Genomic DNA, 17,280 nt, shown 5'->3' with positions numbered 1-17,280 from the left:
TGTTGGGCAAGAAATTAAACAGTAAACCACTGTATCCGGCGGATACAGCGGTCATTTTTAGCATCCAGAATGCCCCGGACAGTACAGGCTTTGCGCCCTTTCCAGCCGGCAAATACACGTCGGCGCAAATCCCGGGCAATATCATTTGCATGTCCGAACGGCGCGATCATTTCTGGAAAAAAGATATGCTGACCAGAGCGCCAGTCTTCATGCACTATTTCCCTTTCACCGGAAAGAATTGCAGCCCGACTGCTGTCAGACAAAAAAGCCCAATTACAAAAAGCAACTGGGCGTTGGTGTTCATCTTCGTAATAGCAAAACTGATTGAGCTGAAATGACGGTAAGATACGTTGTTGCCACTCGGCAACTAAATAACGGCGATGCAGAGGGGAATGCTGGCAAAGTAACATTACCCCACCAATGATAGCCTGTATTTCAGTCTGGGTCAGTGTTGCCTGTTGATGTGTAATCATCATAATAGAGCAACTATCTGGTAGAATTTTATACCCGTTTTTCTTTCAGGTTTAAGTCTGAAATCCATACGCGATGCAACCTGAAACCCGTTGGGTATAAGGAATATTGAATTTATTTTGATTTTTTCGCGTTCCGCGTTGCCGGTTTGGCAGGCTGCTCAGCTTCAACAGGCGCTGCACTTTCACTTGTTTCCGCTGCTTCTGCGTTCATTTCCGGCATCGGTAGAAAACCAGCAGTAATCAGCCTATTAATTTCAGCTTCCATACGCGGATCTTCCAGCATATTTTTCACCATGGAAACCATATACATAAAACCGGATGCTGGCATATGGATAACTTGTTTCAGCTCCAGTTCCTGATCATTTTCTGCCAGTACACCATTTGCCATCCGCTTAGGCTCCTGACCAACAAAATAAAGAGAGAACACGCCTTTGTTGTAATTAACGCTTGAAATTGTTTGAACAAATTTTTCTGACATATCACTATCCATTAAATAAATATTAACTCAATGTTAACAGCATATTAAATCTGAATAATTAAATGATAAATGAGTGCTGTATTCAGCAGAATTTCATTTATTATTAAATTTCGTTTTTGTCATAGACTGATCGCAATAAAATCAGCTAGTTAAACCGTATCAAAAACACCATTACAGCATGAGTTAATAATGAGAATGAAGATTTAAAACATACATACAATTCAACATAAATTTGTCATGGCAGATAAAACCCGAGAAAAAACAAATAAATCATCAGCCACTCTGATCGAAAATATATCTATTTGCTCTTGAAAATCAACATATAAATATTAGAATGTCCGTTTGTTCCCCCAACTTTGTCCCAATAACCAACGCCGATATCCCCGATGATAGCAGATAATATCGGTCATTACATTTATTAAAATTATTTCATCGAGAAATACCATTTTCTTTTTCTGGTTGTTTCTTTAATTTGAGTTTTTACTTTTGTTACAAATAGACTTCCATGCATGAATGAAATAGAAAAAACAACATTATCATTAATTAAATTAATAATAATGATATCTAATGGCAAGCAATCGGTTATCTCTGATAAAAACATAAATAATAATGATGATTATCCTGCCGCTTTAAATAGATTAAAGAAAGAACATAATATATCCATTAAGAATAATCGCTCAATAAATAAAAAAATTAATACATTATCTTTACCAGCAATTGTATTTGATAATAATAGCAACCCTTTTATTTTAGCAAAATGCGACGAGCAACGGGTACTAATACAAAAACCCCATCAGGAAAAACCAGAAATATTAGATAAAGCAGACTTTATCAATTTATGGAGTGGCAACTGGCTGAAAATAAAACAAAACAGTAGCCGATTTAATATCCGCTGGTTCGTTCCCGAATTTATCAGACAAAAGAAAAATCTGTCTGAAATACTGCTGTTTTCTTTCGTCTTGCAGATTCTTGCTCTGATTTCTCCCTTATTCTTTCAGGTTGTGATGGATAAGGTATTAGTACATCAGGCGCTCTCCACATTAGATGTATTGGTATTCGGTCTGATATGCGCCGGAATAACTGAAGTTATCCTGAGGGGACTGCGCGAATATCAGTATTCCCATACCGCCAACCGAATTGATATCAAACTGGGGCTGAAGCTGGTTCAGCATTTATTTGGCCTGCCTTTACTGTTTTTCAAAACTCGTCAGGTAGGCGCGATTGTTACGCGGGTACGGGAACTGGAAACCATCCGGGAATTTTTAACAGGTTCGATGTTTACATTATGCATCGATGTGCTGTTTATGTTTGTTTTCATTTATGTCATGAGCCTGCTTTCCGGTACGTTAACCCTGATTTTCCTGATTACCATTCCCTTCTATGCCTTACTGGCATGGTGGGTTACGCCAAAACTCGAAAAATCGGTAGAGAAGCAGTTCACTCATGCGGCACTTAATACTTCATTTCTGACAGAAACCGTTGCAGGCGCGGAGACGCTGAAAAGCCTCGCAGCAGAGCCACGTTTTATCCGCCGCTGGGATAGCCAGACTGACAATATGGTAAGTACCGGCTATGAAGTTCAGCAATGGGATAACCGCTCCAGCCATCTGGTTATGCTGCTACAGAAAGTCACCAGTGCCGTTATTATCTGGTTTGGTGCATCAGAGGTTCTCTCCCTGCATATGACTATCGGTCAGTTGATTGCCTTTAATATGATGGTCAATCATACTCAGCAGCCGCTAGCTAAACTGGTGCAGCTCTGGGGGCAGTTTATCCGTACCCGGATTGCTGTCGATAAGCTGGCAGATATGCTGAGTTTACCAACAGAGCAACAGTCTGTTGAAAAATCATCCACTGAAAAACAGTCTACTGAAAGACAATCTACTAAAAAACAATCAGATTCAGATAAGAAGCCGGTAACATTAACGGGGGCTATTTCATTCTCTGATATCGTTTTTCGTTATCAGCCCGATATTCCTCCGACGATTAACCATTTCACGCTGAATATCAGGGCAGGAGAAACCCTTGGCATTGTTGGCACATCCGGCTCCGGGAAAAGTACCCTTGCCCGTCTGTTATTACGCCTGTATACCCCGGAACATGGCTCAATCTCGCTGGACGGGATTCCGTTACAACAATTTGATACGGAATCATTAAGGCAGCAAGCCGGGATCGTGTTACAGGAAAACTTCCTGTTCAATAAAACTGTAAAGGAAAATATTGCTCAGTCACGGCCTGATGCCCCTTTGTCTGATGTCATTGAAGCCGCAAAGCTGGCAGGAGCACACGATTTTATTCTTAAACTGCCGTCAGGCTACGACACGGTTATCGCAGAAGGTGGTCAGTCCCTGTCTGGCGGACAGCGACAACGTCTGGCCATTGCCAGAACCCTGCTCTCTGACCCGCGGATTTTGATCCTCGATGAAGCCACCAGCGCGCTGGATGATGAATCACAGGCAATTATTCAGACCAATATGGCCGGTATCGCTCAGGGCAGAACGGTCATCACTATCGCGCACCGGCTGTCCACAGTGCGCCAGTGCGACCGGATCATTGTGCTGCATCAGGGTCAGATCGTCGAACAGGGTAGCCATGAGCAACTTTTGCAGCATGGCGGGCATTATCAAAAGCTCTGGCAGTTGCAACAGGAACTAAAACAGGAACAGGAGGGTTCTTCCCATGTTTAAGGCCATCTTGCGTAAAGGGCTGAACCGCCTGCGTTCCCCTTCGCAACATTACGATTTTTTACCCACTCATCTGGCACTGTCTCAGCGCCCGCCTTCGCCGTTCGCCCGCTATACCGCAATAGCCCTCAGTATCAGCGTATTAGTACTTCTGTTGTGGGCTTATCTGGGAAAACTGGATGTACAAGCCACAGCAACCGGACGTTTGATCGTCTCCGGGCGTTCACAGGTGATTCAGGCCTATGAACAGAGCCGACTGGCTATCATCCATGTCACTAACGGGCAGCACGTTGAAAAAGGTGCAGAATTGCTGACATTGAATACACTCGGTGTCAATCAGGACATTGCACGTATGCTTGAACAGCGTGAATATTTAACCGAAGAAAAGATCCGCTATCAGGCATTGTTAGATAATCATGACCCCAAATCATCAGCACTTTTTCAGCAGCAATCTGTTGTCAGCCAGCAAAAAATTCTGACTCATTACCAGCATGAGAAGCAGGAATTCGATGCAGTAGTGTCCAATATTTACGCTGAAATGAATGTTAATCTCGCTTCACAAAAAGCCAAGGGGAATGATATTCAGGCGCTGAGTAATCTGCGCCAGAATATCAGCCAGCGTTTACAGGCCAGAAAAACATTAAGCCAGCAGCAGGTTATCAGCCGGGTGGAATATCTGGAGCAGGAAAAAGAGCTTCTGGAGACAGAACGACTGCTGACACAACAAAAAGCAGAGCTTGGTGTTGTAATGACGCAGTACAAGAATCTGGAAGAACGGCTGAACAGCCTGAAAACGCAGAAAAATCGGGAGTGGTTTGAAAAAATCAAGCAGGCGGATATGCAGCTGTCAGTTCTGAAACAGGAACTGTCAAAAATGAAAGAACGGGAAGATCTTTCCGTCATCCGCTCTCCGGTGACAGGAACCGTCCAGCAGTTGAGTGTCCATACTCTGGGAGCAGTGCTGCAACCGGCGCAGAATCTGATGGTGATTGTTCCTGACGACCATGTACAACTCGCAGAAATCCAGATCCTGAACAAAGATGTCGGCTTTATCCGTTCGGGACAACAGGTGACTGTAAAAGTCGATGCTTTCCCTTATACGCGCTACGGCACTATTGAAGGCCGGTTATTGAGTGTCTCCCGCGATTCCGCAGTAGATGAACGGCTGGGGCTGGTATTTCCGGCGCAAATCAGCCTCAATCAGAACAATATTATGGTGGAGGGTAAACCTGTTGAACTTACGGCAGGAATGTCAATTGTTGCTGATATCAAAACCGATCAGCGGAGGGTAATTGATTATCTGCTCAGCCCGATTCAGGAATATCAATCCGAAGCGCTGAGGGAAAAATAATCATGGCTGATATTTTTTCGGGTATACACAGTACTGATACAGAAAATCACGTCAATAACCATGCTGTTGAGTGCGTCGTCTGGCTGGGAAAACAATTTCAGAAAGTTGCCGATGCCGGACAATTACACCATGCGCTGGGGCTGGATTCCCTTGAGCTGACAGACTGGCAGCTACGGGAAGCAGTAGATACTATCGGGCTGCACAGTAAGTTTGATTCACTGTCAGCAGAAAGCGCGGCTACCCTGCCTCTGCCCGCACTGATTGAGCTGGAACAGTGCTGGTGGGTGCTGCAAAGTATTAATACAACAACTCATTCAATCCGGTTCACTGTTCTCAACCCTATGACAGGAGAACAGAAAGTCCATGAGCTGTGCACCCAATATAAGATCCTGCTGGTTGCTGAAAAAAACCTGACTAAAAAGCATGTCAAGTTTGGTCTTAGCTGGTTTTATCCTTCCGTTTTCAGGCAGAAAAAACAGTTAAAAGATATTTTCCTGCTGGCTGTTGTATTACAGCTTTTTGCACTGGCTTCACCGCTATTGTTTGAAAACATCATTGATAAAGTATTAGTCGGACGCAGTCTTTCCAGCCTGCATGTTCTCGGTCTGGCAATGCTGGCGCTCGCCATTGCAGAACCCCTGTACGGATTTATGCGTAATACCGTTTTCGGGCATATGGCAAGCCAAATCAATGCAGAACTCTCCGGTCGGCTTTATCGTCATCTGGTGGGGCTGCCACTGCCCTACTTTAAACAGCGTCAGACAGGGCAGATCATCGCCCGTGTCAGAGAGATGGCTCAGATCCGCCAGTTCCTGACTGGTTCTACTCTGATGCTATTGCTCGACCTGATCTTCATTATTCTGTTCCTTGGCGTGATGTTCCATTACTCCAGCCTGCTGACGTGGATTGTGACAGGTTCTCTGGTTCTCTATTTTCTGCTCTGGATAACCGTCGGCCCGATTATCCGGCACAAAGTGGCAGCGGAATATGAAGCCGATGCTCAGGCAACCAGTTTCCTGACTGAAGCCGTTACTGGTATTGAGACCATCAAAACCACAGCAACAGAAAAACGCTTTCTGCACCAGTGGCAGAGCGTACTGAGCCAACAGTTAATCCGGCGTTTTTCCGCCCAGAAAAGCGGGCTTGCCGCCGGGCAAGGAATTGCTCTCATCCAGAAAATTGTCGCGGCATTATTATTGTGGTGGGGTGTCAAAAGTGTGCTGGCAGGAGAACTCTCCCCCGGAGAGCTGATTGCTTTCAATATGCTGGCCGGACATGTCACTCAGCCGATCCTGCGTCTAGCGCAGGTATGGCAGGATTTCCAGCATACCCTGATCGCGCTGAGACGTGTTGGCGACATTCTTGATGAGCCGATGGAAAACAGTAAACAGGGATTAGTTTCTTCTCCTGAACTGGCCGGACAGATTGAGTTTAAAAATATTCGCTTCCGTTATCATGAAGATACGCCTGAAGTACTGGCTAACCTGTCACTGGCAATCAGTGCTGGGGAGTTTATCGGTATAACCGGGCCATCCGGCTCAGGAAAAAGTACCCTGACCCGTTTATTACAGCGCCTCTATATACCTCAACATGGTCAGGTTCTGGTGGATGGCATGGATTTGGCTATTGCTGATCCGGTATCACTGCGGCGCAATATGAGCGTAGTACTACAGGAGAGTATTCTGTTTTCCGGCAGCATTGCTGACAATATCCGCCTGTGTAAACCCAATGCCACAGATGAAGAACTTTACCGGGCGGCAACGCTGGCCGGAGCCATCGATTTCATCAACCAGTTTCCCCATAAATTCGCCCATCAGGTCGGAGAGAAAGGCTGTAACCTGTCAGGCGGCCAACGACAACGTATCGCACTGGCAAGGGCACTACTGAATGACCCCAGAATTCTGATTCTGGATGAAGCGACATCTGCGCTGGATTATGAATCCGAAGCCGCCATTATGAGTAACATGGATGAGATCCGACAGAACAGGACTATTATCAGCATTGCCCACCGGCTGAATACACTTCGCCATGCAGATAAAATCTTCGTTTTAGACCAGGGAAAAATCATCGAATCCGGTTCACATGCTGACCTGTTACAACAAAATGGACTTTATGCTCAACTCTGGCATCAACAAACAGCGTGATTATTACGATGTGAAATTCATTGAATAGATGGATTGTTTCATTTTAAAATTAATTTCATAACGAAATTAACACAGCATTGTAAGACGTTCTTAAGGAAGAGAATACGACTATGAAACAAATCTCTATTACGGCTCTGGTTTTTTCACATTCGTCAGTCACCTCGGTTACCATGCCAATTGAAATACTGACTATCGCCGCCAATACTGTTGGCGGCCCTTCTCCTCATGTCCATGTTATTTCCCCCTCCTCCCAGAAAATGGATGAAATCCATGACCTGCTGATTGAATATACTCCAGTGTCTCACAACAGTCTTTATCAGGTTGGATATCCTGATCTCATTCTGATCGGCTCACTGGGTTTTCCTGAATGGCAGCCACAACACTGTTCAGCGGAAATAATAGACTGGATTAAGGCCATGGATGAGAAACATATTCCGATTGTTTCCGTATGTTCAGGTACGTTCATGCTGGCCAAAGCTGGTCTATTGAAAACAGGGGCGACTATTCACCCCCATTTCTCCGCTGAATTTAAAACGTTGTTTCCCCATATTCCTCTTTATATGGATAAAAAAATAACTTGCGACAATAACCGATTCTGTATTTCCAGCGCTTATGGCACAGCCAGCGCCATGATGAATATTGTCGAACTGCTCTATGGCACATGTGCCAGAGAACATTGCGCACATTTTCTGTTCGGGGAAAGTGAAAATAAAAGTTCTTATGATTCAGTCAGTTTTGTCCCTTATCGCCAGCATTCTGACCTGCTCATTCACAAATTACAGGATTGGATGCACGCTTTCCCTTCTGAGATTTTATCCGTCGCTGATTTAGCCAGTAAAATACACCTCTGCGAACGGCAGATGAAACGCAGATTCAAAATTGCCACAGGGCAGACACCAATCCAGTATATCCAGAAAATACGGTTGTCACAGGCCAAACACTGGCTGGAAAAATCACAAAAAACCATTGAAGAAATCAGCCACGAAGTGGGTTATGAAGACACCCGTTATTTCAGGGAGTTATTTAAACGCTGTAATGGCCTGACCCCCAAAGAGTACCGACAAAAATATCACCCTCATACTGGTCGATTTCCTGTTTAGTAGATGAACAGTAAAAAGACAGTCCCCACACCCCATAACGCTGCATTCAAAAGATTCATGGCTCAAACTGAGAATGCCCGTGATTTTTTTGACATTCATCTACCGGAAAAGATTAAGAGGTTATGTGATTTTAATACGCTAAAACTGACTAACTCTTCATTTATTGATCATCATTTACGTTCAAAAATATCTGATGTGCTTTACTCAAACCAAAATTTAAGATCCGAGCGATGTCTGCTGCCCCTGAATGGGATGTTTCACAGGCATCGCTACATTATTTTGTACAGAAAACATCCTTTACGTAGGATGTTTTCCGTTTCCCAAGCAGGCCCTTTGAAACCGAATATATGCTTGCGATTACAATGTCAGAGGCATTCACTCGCCTACTTGAATTAAGTCAGTGTCTATATATTCGGGTTAATTAGATAATCATATCAGTTAGTTGCGCCTGGTTATCCAAAGATCTCACTCTGTTAAAAGCATCAGGTTGGCGCAATGCCGCTATTAGCTGGTTAATGAGTTCATCTGTCACATGCTGCATAACAAAAAGGTGTGCATACTTAATGCCATTTTTAGCTTCCGTAGACAGGGAGAAATCATCAACAATAGCATTGTTAGGGCAACGAAATAGGATGCTAAGGGAAAGGGGTGAACGATGTACGTGGAGATCAAGGCCAAGCTCGACACCCAACGCTCGCAATTTCTGATAGACACTTTCACTCATCTTAAGTCGATGGACGATACTTTCAATCTGGTCATTGTAAGAATATCTGGCCAGATAATGCCAAAGCAGTAGCGCTGAAAAACCATTTCTCGAACCCGATAAAGTAGAATCCTGAGCGCCGATATAATCCACATTGGCGAAGTTTAACAGGTATTTTTGTTTGGTCATATAAACACCTGTCGGCCATGGTGTCCCCATTTCTTTGTGACCGCTGGTCACAATCGAATGGATTGGATTTCTGAAATCAAATGAAGGAAGCGTTCCTGCACCAATATCGATTCCCTGCTCTCTCGCTTTTTCCATAAATGAGCCATAAACACCGCCCAGAGCGGCATCAATGTGGAACCAATATCCATTTCGAGGACTTTTAACAACTGTGCCATTTTCCAGTGTAATTTGAAGTGTTCTATCTTTGAGACCATATTTCTCAAGTATAGGCAGCAGTAAATCAATCGCGCCGCTGACATCATCAAGTGCACCTTTAAAGGTTGTGCCATAGTTGAAATTTATCACTATCGGGAAACCACGCGATGCAAAAAACTCTACCAGTATGCTCAGCTTATTGATATCAATTGATCCCGTTGGCAGAGATGGCACTTTTGTCGGCCATTTTCCATTACTCGTTGGAATCGGGCATTGCCCCGGATAACGGGATTCACCGATTTCAGCAAAAGTAGACAGTGCCAAAAGATCTTTCGCTTTATCAATTGAGTAATGTGTATCTTCGGAGTAAAAAAGTATGGGGGTCAGCGAATTATCATTACCTCCCAGACAGCTTCCTTGTTCAATGTGATTGTTTGAATTCAGATCAATCCAGAGTATTTTTCCGGCCAGATAATCACGCGCATTACGCAGAGCATATAAATTTCCTTCAGTGCTTCCCATTGACAAAACATAGCCCCAATAACCCTCTCCCAATGTGGTGTTATTACTGTCAGATGCATTCCAAAGTTTAGCGAAATAATCCAATACAGCGCACTCAGCAACCTTTGAGTTAAGCTTAAAACTACCCGACAGAAACGGATCACCAACATTGTTTAACTGAATATCCAGATAGTTACTCAATTCCGATGAGTAACTAAGTTTTTGATTGGTTTGATAGCCTAAGAATTTATTCTGTGTTTTCTTTACATATGACCCTAGATCTGACAATGCTTTTCCACGTTCAGTATCTGTTAAACCCTCTTCAGATAACTTAAATAAAGATTTATCAAGGTCAGTATAGATTTTATTATTCATATTTCGTTCCGAGGTAATAATTTATATTTTTAACTACTTGATGGATTATAGGATTAAATCAAAATCCACCTAAAAATCATTAACTAGAAAATTGCAAAAAATAATGTCATTAGCAATGTGCTTTATAAATTCACATTATCATTTAAGGTTTTTTTATATTATGTCTTATTGTCAAATTGTAACTCAGGTTGAAAGTGTAAATTACAATAAAAAAACAAAACGTTTATACGCTTCGTCTTTCCTATTCCCTCTTTGTTGGCTACACTAGCTCTCCCAAAGCGCAAGCATGCTTTAATTAATATTTAAACTAAAATTATCAATATTGTTCTTTAGGTTGCTTTAAAAGTCTACAGAATTACATAAGCTGTCAAGATTAACTCGACAAAAACACCATCAAAACCTCATTTAAAGAAAAAATAATCATTAAAGCATAGGTAAATAGTGTGCTCGCGCCCTGCGTTTTCCCCAGTCACATAGTTATCTATGCTCCCAGGGGCTATCTCCCGATAATGCTAAACTTTATTGTCATTCTTGATTAATTTAAGTTGTCGGTATTTTTTTTCCAGATAAAAATTCGATATGTTAACTTTATCGATATATAAATAAAAACAGGAATAAGCCAAGATAAATGATAATCGAACAATGGATTGTAATGTCTGATTACCTTTAAAAAATACTGATCGTTTATATATCCTAATATATTAGCTGTATCAAGTAACGCGCAAGCCCCCCCAAAAAGAACTAAATTAGTTGTCCCGAAAGTCTTTTTTTTCTCGGAAAACATACAGCCAATCAATAATATCATTGCAATAGGGCACAGTACGAGTATGACAGGAAGGCTGAACTGAATGATTTTATCAAGGCCAAAGTTCGCAGGAATAAATGTCATAACTATTACTGAAAAGGAAACGAGCTTGTAGTTAATTCCCCACGTTTTAAAAGCAAATTGGCCACACGCACTTGCCAAACCAACCAAAGTTGTAAAGCATGCCAGCAGAACAATCAGAGAGAATATCACTTTGCCGTAATTTCCAAGGCTAAAATCTGAGTACTGGGTTAGAAGATCTATACCATTTGATACATGACTCAGGATGGAATAAGAAGATAACCCTATGTATGCTAGCGAGAGATATGTCAAAGACATGAGAGCCATATATACCAGTAATGAAGAAATCACCGCTTTTCTATAGACAGGCTCATCTATACGATAATGAGATCGGATTTTATTCAAGATGACAATTCCGAATCCAACAGCTGCAAGGACATCCATCGTCATATATCCTTCTAACAATCCAGAGATAAATGGATTATTTCTGAATTTATTAGAAGGCTCAGCTTGAACTTCTGCTGGATTAATAACTGCGTAGAATGTAAAAGAGAAAATCATCAAGATTATTAATGGAGTAATAACTTTCCCTATGATATTAATTAGATTCTCTAATCTAAAGCTGAACAACATTACGATTAACAAAAATACTATAGAGAACACCGTTAGATTCACTGAAGGAAATAACGATTGAATACCTATTTCATACGCAATATTGACTGCTCTAGGCATGCCGAAAGCTGGGCCTATTGAAAGGTATAAGCTCACCCAGAATAGTACTGAAAGAGATGGAGAAATGAACGAAGTAAGTACATTCTCACTCTTAAATTTACTCATAACAAGCAGCACTATCGCCGGAAGCCCAACAGACGTTATTAAAAAACCCAACATTGAAGAAAAAAAGTTACTTCCTGATTCAATTCCTAACATAGGGGGATATATAATATTTCCAGCACCTAAGAATAAGGAATATGCCATTAGACCTATCCCTAAAGTTTCTACTTTTTTCATTTATTTCTCTTTTATTTATTTGACCTTAGGGTGCCAGAACACTATTTTAGCCTTGTTTATGGGTGATTATTTCTTAATGTGGTGCTTTAATCGTGTATTTGTCGAATAAGATTTAGCCACAAGAACAATTCTTTATATTTTTATAGCAAACTGACTAATTAAAAAACAATACTGATATTTTTTAGTTCAAATATTAGATTTTGTAAAAATTATTCTTCGTATTAACACGAGAAAATGTTAACAAAACATTGCATATATCACCAATAGTTATATCTATCGTATTATCAAAAGAATACAATATTGTGATTGAATTCAAATAAAGTTTATATTTTTACAGAAATTATTCCCATATGAATGGGTGGAGAATCTCCGAAAACTTTTCTTAGTCGCCAAATTCGGGGGATTACACCACCTGAGAGCCTGAGGGTGAGATCTCTTTAGGCTACTCGAACTATACATTTGAGCTTTCGTCATTAATATTAATGCAACAGAACCCTCTGCGGCGCTGAATGCTGAATGCTGAATGCTGAATGCTGAATGCTGAACAGCAACATGAAAACTGCAGAGCTCAACGTTGCAAGAATTTCAACAATCAAAACGGTATCAGTCTTGAACCGATTATGGAAAGCACCGGTCTCAAACGCGAAGAACTTCTCTCCTTGCAATCAATCTCTCTTTCTTCTCTTTGGCTCCCTTACCTGCTTTTTGCCGCAGGTAAGAGTATTTTTCCAGAATGCGTTTAAGACACGGTATGGAAAACTTAAAAAAACAGGAATCAAACTCCCAGCGCATATTTCAGCGCCAGTTTTTTCATCACACCTGAACGCTGCGCCGCCATCAATGCCAGATTACGCACGGTCTTCAATCCCGGTAAATCGTGGCTGAATGCCGTGTGAAAGAGATCCATTCCCGCCTGCATAACCAGATTATCAGGCATTCTCCGGTGCTGGTAACGCTTCAGGACAGCCAGAGAATCCCACTCTTCCAGTGACTCTTTGGCACTAATCAACACCTTGAGCAAAGCATCCACATCACGATAACCCAGATTTACCCCTTGCCCAGCCAATGGATTGATCGTATGAGCTGCATCACCCAGCAAAACCACCCCCTCACGTACATAATCGCTGGCATGATGACGAGTCAGAGGAAATGAACCAGCCGCAATCGGGGTGACTTTGCCCAGACGAGCCGGAAATGCCTGAAATATTTCCCGTTCAAGCTGTGTCATTGACATCGCCTGTAACTGGCGAATGCGGGCGGGAGAGTCATACCATACCAACGATGCCCACTGTTCAAACAATGGCAGAAAAGCGCGGGGGCCGGAAGGAAAAAACTGCTGCCATGTTATATCCTGCTGAAGTTGCTCTGTTTTGACGGTAATCAGCATACATGACTGACGATATTGCCACCCTCTGCTGCCAATACCCGCTAATTGCCGAACCTGAGAACGGGCTCCATCAGCACCGATAATCAAACGCGTGTTTAATTCTGTACCATCAGCCAGTTCAAGCCGCCACGTTTTATGACTATCATCCCGCTGCATCGATTTCAGCTCTGCGGGACAAAGCAGCGTCAGGTTAGGGTATCGCTCAAATTCCTGCCATAAAGCCAATTGCAAAATGCGGTTTTCTACCATGAACCCCAACTCCGGTAAACCGAGGCTTGCGGCATCGAAAACCACATTTGAATCATTCTGCTCCCATGTTTCCAGCTTCCGGTAAGGTGCACAGCGCATCTGTACAACATGTTTCCACACATCCAACTGCTTCAGTAAATCCACGGATGCCCGGCTAATGGCAGAAATACGGATATCCGGCTCACTCTCTGCATTGTAGGGTTGCGGGGGCTGATGTTCCAACAGAGCGACACGCCAACCTTCCTGCGCCAATCCCAGTGCCGTTGCCGCACCAATCATCCCGGCACCCACGATAACCATATCGAATTTTTGTTGTGGATTATTCATATTCATCACGCTATTAACTTCTTGATTAAAATAGTGTACCGGAATTTTCCCTTTCCGGCTGTGAATATCCGGTGTTACAGTCTGGTCACTGGTGCCTCAAATGAATACAATAGCCTGTAACATTATGCTAAACACACTGTATTCAATACGCTGGTTCAATACACTATGCTTTTCAGTGTTGACGCATCATTCCACTGGAAACACCGGATACACAAAATGTCGACGATAAAAAAACTGTATATCAAAACCTGGGGCTGTCAGATGAATGAATACGATTCATCCAAGATGGCTGACTTGCTGGAAACCACTCACGGTTATCAGTTAACCGATATCGCCGAAGACGCAGATATCTTACTCCTGAATACCTGTTCAATCCGTGAAAAAGCCCAAGAAAAAGTCTTTCACCAACTCGGGCGCTGGAAAGGGCTGAAAGACAAAAACCCTGAAGTGATTATCGGCGTTGGTGGCTGTGTTGCTTCTCAGGAAGGGGATTATATTCGCCAACGCGCTCCGAGCGTTGACATTATATTCGGGCCACAAACCCTGCACCGTCTGCCGGAAATGATTAATCATGTAAAAGGCACCCGCAGCCCTGTTGTTGATATCAGTTTCCCTGAGATCGAGAAATTCGATCGCCTGCCGGAACCCCGTGCTGAAGGCCCGAGTGCATTCGTTTCCATCATGGAAGGCTGTAATAAATACTGCACATTCTGCGTTGTCCCTTACACTCGAGGGGAAGAAGTCAGCCGTCCCTGCGATGATATCCTATTTGAAATTGCTCAGCTTGCTGCACAGGGTGTGCGTGAAGTTAACCTGCTCGGCCAGAACGTTAATGCTTATCGTGGTGCAACATTTGACGGTGAGATCTGCACATTTGCTGAATTACTGCGTCTGGTGGCGGCTATTGACGGCATTGACCGTATACGCTTTACCACCAGCCATCCGATTGAGTTTACCGACGATATCATCGCGGTATATGAAGATACACCGGAACTGGTCAGCTTCCTGCATTTACCCGTCCAGAGTGGCTCTGACCGCATTCTGACCCTGATGAAGCGCGCTCATACTGCGCTGGAATATAAAGGGATAATTCGTCGTCTGCGTAAGGCACGTCCGAATATCCTAATCAGCTCAGATTTCATCATTGGCTTCCCCGGTGAAACACAGGATGACTTTGAAAAAACGATGAAACTAATTGCCGATGTTAATTTCGACATGAGTTTCAGCTTCATCTATTCAGCACGTCCGGGGACACCTGCGGCAGATTTACCGGATGATGTGAGTGAGGAAGAGAAAAAACAGCGCCTGTACCTGCTCCAGCAGCGTATTAACCAACAGGCGATGAGCTTCAGTAGGGAAATGCTGGGCAGCACTCAGCGTATTCTTGTTGAAGGCCCATCCCGTAAGAATATTATGGAGCTTTCCGGGCGCACGGAGAATAACCGTGTAGTCAATTTTGAAGGTTCTCCTGATATGATTGGCAAATTTGTTGATGTTGAAATCGTTGATGTATATGCCAATTCCCTGCGCGGTAAGGTCATCCGTACTGAAGATGAAATGGATTTACGTGTCTATGAATCACCCGAATCAGTCATTGCCCGAACCCGTAAGGAAGACGAAATCGGTGTTGGTACTTATCAACCTTAATAAGACAAGCCAACTTTAATGATATAAATCAGTCTTAAAAACAGGATAACTTTAACAAACAGGCCGGATTCACAGGCCTTAACATAGAGATAATCAGTGACACAAATAAACCCACAAGTAGCAACACAAGAGATCTTTCTGGAACCCGCAGATAATCAGCGATTAATGAGCCTGTGTGGCCCACTTGATGACAATCTGAAACAAATTGAGCGCCGTTTGGGAATAGAAATAAACCGCCGCGACAATCGTTTCAAATTGGTGGGCAAGCCACTGTGTGTCAGCGCAGTAGCCAGTATACTGCGCCGCCTGTATGTTGAAACCGCACCTGTACGCGGCGTGATACCGGATCTTGAACCTGAGCAGATTCATCTGGCTATCACGGAAACCCGCGTACTGGAGCAATCAGCAGAAAGCGTTCCTGACTACGGTAAGGCTGTGAATATCAAAACCAAACGTGGCGTAGTCAAACCCCGTACGCCTAATCAGGCACAGTATATTGCCAATATTCTTGGTCATGATATTACGTTTGGTATCGGGCCTGCGGGAACGGGTAAGACCTATCTGGCCGTTGCAGCCGCAGTTGATGCACTGGAGCGTCAGGAAATCCGCCGGATATTGCTCACCCGTCCTGCTGTTGAAGCCGGGGAAAAACTGGGTTTTCTGCCGGGGGATCTGAGCCAGAAAGTCGATCCTTATCTGCGTCCGCTTTACGATGCATTATTTGAGATGCTGGGATTTGAAAAAGTTGAGAAGCTGATCGAAAGAAACGTTATTGAAGTTGCTCCACTGGCCTATATGCGTGGACGAACGCTCAATGATGCCTTTATTATTCTCGACGAAAGCCAGAATACAACCATTGAGCAGATGAAAATGTTTCTGACCCGTATTGGTTTCAACTCCAAAGCGGTTATCACGGGTGACGTAACCCAGATCGACCTGCCCAGAGGCCAGAAATCAGGCCTTAGTCACGCGATGGAAGTTTTATCTGACGTTGATGAACTGAGCTTTAACTTCCTTTACAGCGAAGATGTGGTGCGCCACCCGGTGGTTGCCAAAGTCGTCATCGCCTATGAAGCATGGGAAGCGGCTGAGCAGAAACGTAAACAGGCGCTTAATGAAAAGCGCAGGCAGGAAGCACAATGAGTTCAGTGATATTAGATTTACAAGTTGCATGTGAAAAACCAGAAGGGCTTCCTGAGGAAGTCCTTTTCCAACGCTGGCTGGAAAGCGTTTTGCCACAATTTCAGGCAGAAAGTGAAGTTACAATCCGTTTAGTTGATGAGGCAGAAAGCCACGATTTAAACCTCACTTATCGGGGGAAAGACAAACCAACCAATGTGTTATCTTTCCCGTTTGAAGTGCCGCCTGAAGTTGAGTTGCCCTTGCTCGGTGATTTAATCATATGCCGTCAGGTTGTTGAAAAAGAAGCACTCGAACAGCAAAAAACAGTCGAAGAACACTGGGCACATATGGTGGTACACGGCTGTCTTCATCTGCTCGGATATGACCATATCGAAGATGAAGAAGCAGAAGAAATGGAATCTCTGGAGACAGAAATTCTGGGAAAAATGGGTTATCCTGATCCCTATCTTGCGGAAAAAGAATAACCATCAATAATATTTTTATGTTAAATATTACGA

Annotated in this window: 13 protein-coding genes and 1 pseudogene; 9 read left to right on the top strand and 5 right to left on the bottom strand. The window is 43.3% G+C overall.

The features are described from left to right. Positions 1-14: 14 nt before the first annotated feature. On the bottom strand, positions 15-476 hold the full coding sequence (gene rtxC / locus Xinn_RS04000; RefSeq protein ID WP_086953795.1) for an RTX toxin-activating lysine-acyltransferase RtxC: 462 nt from the start codon (positions 474-476) through the stop codon (positions 15-17). Between the two features lie 109 nt (positions 477-585). After that, entirely contained in the window at positions 586-951 is a 366-nt protein-coding gene (gene rtxH, locus Xinn_RS03995) for a protein RtxH (RefSeq protein WP_086953796.1), read from the bottom strand. Between the two features lie 509 nt (positions 952-1,460). Here rtxH and Xinn_RS03990 point away from each other — a divergent pair. The 5 genes and pseudogenes from Xinn_RS03990 to Xinn_RS03970 all read left to right on the top strand — a co-directional run. Further along, positions 1,461-3,638 (top strand): peptidase domain-containing ABC transporter, encoded by a 2,178-nt coding sequence (locus tag Xinn_RS03990; RefSeq protein WP_153043402.1) that lies wholly within the window; start codon positions 1,461-1,463, stop codon positions 3,636-3,638. Continuing rightward, positions 3,631-4,986, top strand: a complete 1,356-nt coding sequence (locus Xinn_RS03985) for an HlyD family type I secretion periplasmic adaptor subunit (RefSeq protein WP_086953797.1) — start codon at positions 3,631-3,633, stop codon at positions 4,984-4,986. Before Xinn_RS03990 ends, Xinn_RS03985 begins: the two co-directional genes overlap by 8 nt. Positions 4,987-4,988: 2 nt before the next feature. Next, a complete protein-coding gene (locus Xinn_RS03980; RefSeq protein ID WP_086953798.1) occupies positions 4,989-7,130 on the top strand; it encodes a type I secretion system permease/ATPase in 2,142 nt (713 codons plus the stop codon). Between the two features lie 110 nt (positions 7,131-7,240). Beyond that, positions 7,241-8,230 carry a GlxA family transcriptional regulator gene (locus tag Xinn_RS03975; RefSeq protein WP_086953799.1) on the top strand — a complete coding sequence of 330 codons (990 nt, stop codon included), beginning with the start codon at positions 7,241-7,243 and terminating at the stop codon, positions 8,228-8,230. 3 nt (positions 8,231-8,233) lie between these two features. Beyond that, positions 8,234-8,443 (top strand): annotated as a pseudogene (locus Xinn_RS03970) (Rpn family recombination-promoting nuclease/putative transposase); the annotation flags it as partial. A gap of 208 nt (positions 8,444-8,651) precedes the next feature. Here Xinn_RS03970 and Xinn_RS03965 read toward each other — a convergent pair. Further along, positions 8,652-10,193: a pyridoxal-dependent decarboxylase gene (locus tag Xinn_RS03965; protein ID WP_086953800.1), complete on the bottom strand. Its 1,542-nt coding sequence runs from the start codon at positions 10,191-10,193 to the stop codon at positions 8,652-8,654. 535 nt (positions 10,194-10,728) lie between these two features. After that, positions 10,729-12,030 carry a branched-chain amino acid transport system II carrier protein gene (gene brnQ / locus Xinn_RS03960; RefSeq protein ID WP_086953801.1) on the bottom strand — a complete coding sequence of 434 codons (1,302 nt, stop codon included), beginning with the start codon at positions 12,028-12,030 and terminating at the stop codon, positions 10,729-10,731. Between the two features lie 530 nt (positions 12,031-12,560). On the opposite strand from brnQ, the gene Xinn_RS21750 reads away from it, so the two are divergent. After that, positions 12,561-12,773: a hypothetical protein gene (locus tag Xinn_RS21750; protein WP_143706511.1), complete on the top strand. Its 213-nt coding sequence runs from the start codon at positions 12,561-12,563 to the stop codon at positions 12,771-12,773. Positions 12,774-12,805: 32 nt separating this feature from the next. Here the strand turns inward: Xinn_RS21750 and ubiF are convergent, their stop codons facing one another. After that, on the bottom strand, positions 12,806-13,993 hold the full coding sequence (ubiF, locus tag Xinn_RS03950; protein ID WP_086956462.1) for a 3-demethoxyubiquinol 3-hydroxylase: 1,188 nt from the start codon (positions 13,991-13,993) through the stop codon (positions 12,806-12,808). A gap of 216 nt (positions 13,994-14,209) precedes the next feature. On the opposite strand from ubiF, the gene miaB reads away from it, so the two are divergent. The 3 genes from miaB (at position 14,210) to ybeY (ending at position 17,247) form a co-directional block, all read left to right on the top strand. Continuing rightward, positions 14,210-15,640: a tRNA (N6-isopentenyl adenosine(37)-C2)-methylthiotransferase MiaB gene (gene miaB / locus Xinn_RS03945; RefSeq protein WP_086953803.1), complete on the top strand. Its 1,431-nt coding sequence runs from the start codon at positions 14,210-14,212 to the stop codon at positions 15,638-15,640. A 165-nt stretch (positions 15,641-15,805) separates the two neighbouring features. Continuing rightward, on the top strand, positions 15,806-16,783 hold the full coding sequence (locus Xinn_RS03940; RefSeq protein ID WP_422646001.1) for a PhoH family protein: 978 nt from the start codon (positions 15,806-15,808) through the stop codon (positions 16,781-16,783). Continuing rightward, complete coding sequence (gene ybeY, locus Xinn_RS03935) at positions 16,780-17,247, top strand: rRNA maturation RNase YbeY (RefSeq protein ID WP_086953806.1); 468 nt, start codon at positions 16,780-16,782, stop codon at positions 17,245-17,247. Before Xinn_RS03940 ends, ybeY begins: the two co-directional genes overlap by 4 nt. The last annotated feature ends 33 nt before the right edge of the window (positions 17,248-17,280 follow it).

The organism is Xenorhabdus innexi (assembly GCF_002632485.1).
GTDB classification, from domain to species: domain Bacteria; phylum Pseudomonadota; class Gammaproteobacteria; order Enterobacterales; family Enterobacteriaceae; genus Xenorhabdus; species Xenorhabdus innexi.
Note: the sequence above shows the minus strand (reverse complement) of the source record. Positions and strands in the feature narration are given on the sequence as shown.

Excerpts from the sequence above, each read along its gene's own strand:
- miaB (WP_086953803.1), top strand. The coding sequence starts at position 14,210 with ATGTCGACGATAAAAAAACTGTATATCAAAACCTGGGGCTGTCAGATG.
- Xinn_RS03990 (WP_153043402.1), top strand. The coding sequence starts at position 1,461 with ATGAATGAAATAGAAAAAACAACATTATCATTAATTAAATTAATAATA.
- rtxC (WP_086953795.1), bottom strand. The coding sequence starts at position 476 with ATGATGATTACACATCAACAGGCAACACTGACCCAGACTGAAATACAG.
- Xinn_RS21750 (WP_143706511.1), top strand. The coding sequence starts at position 12,561 with ATGCTGAATGCTGAACAGCAACATGAAAACTGCAGAGCTCAACGTTGC.
- ubiF (WP_086956462.1), bottom strand. The coding sequence starts at position 13,993 with ATGAATAATCCACAACAAAAATTCGATATGGTTATCGTGGGTGCCGGG.
- Xinn_RS03940 (WP_422646001.1), top strand. The coding sequence starts at position 15,806 with ATGAGCCTGTGTGGCCCACTTGATGACAATCTGAAACAAATTGAGCGC.
- Xinn_RS03985 (WP_086953797.1), top strand. The coding sequence starts at position 3,631 with ATGTTTAAGGCCATCTTGCGTAAAGGGCTGAACCGCCTGCGTTCCCCT.
- brnQ (WP_086953801.1), bottom strand. The coding sequence starts at position 12,030 with ATGAAAAAAGTAGAAACTTTAGGGATAGGTCTAATGGCATATTCCTTA.
- Xinn_RS03975 (WP_086953799.1), top strand. The coding sequence starts at position 7,241 with ATGAAACAAATCTCTATTACGGCTCTGGTTTTTTCACATTCGTCAGTC.
- Xinn_RS03965 (WP_086953800.1), bottom strand. The coding sequence starts at position 10,193 with ATGAATAATAAAATCTATACTGACCTTGATAAATCTTTATTTAAGTTA.
- rtxH (WP_086953796.1), bottom strand. The coding sequence starts at position 951 with ATGTCAGAAAAATTTGTTCAAACAATTTCAAGCGTTAATTACAACAAA.
- ybeY (WP_086953806.1), top strand. The coding sequence starts at position 16,780 with ATGAGTTCAGTGATATTAGATTTACAAGTTGCATGTGAAAAACCAGAA.
- Xinn_RS03980 (WP_086953798.1), top strand. The coding sequence starts at position 4,989 with ATGGCTGATATTTTTTCGGGTATACACAGTACTGATACAGAAAATCAC.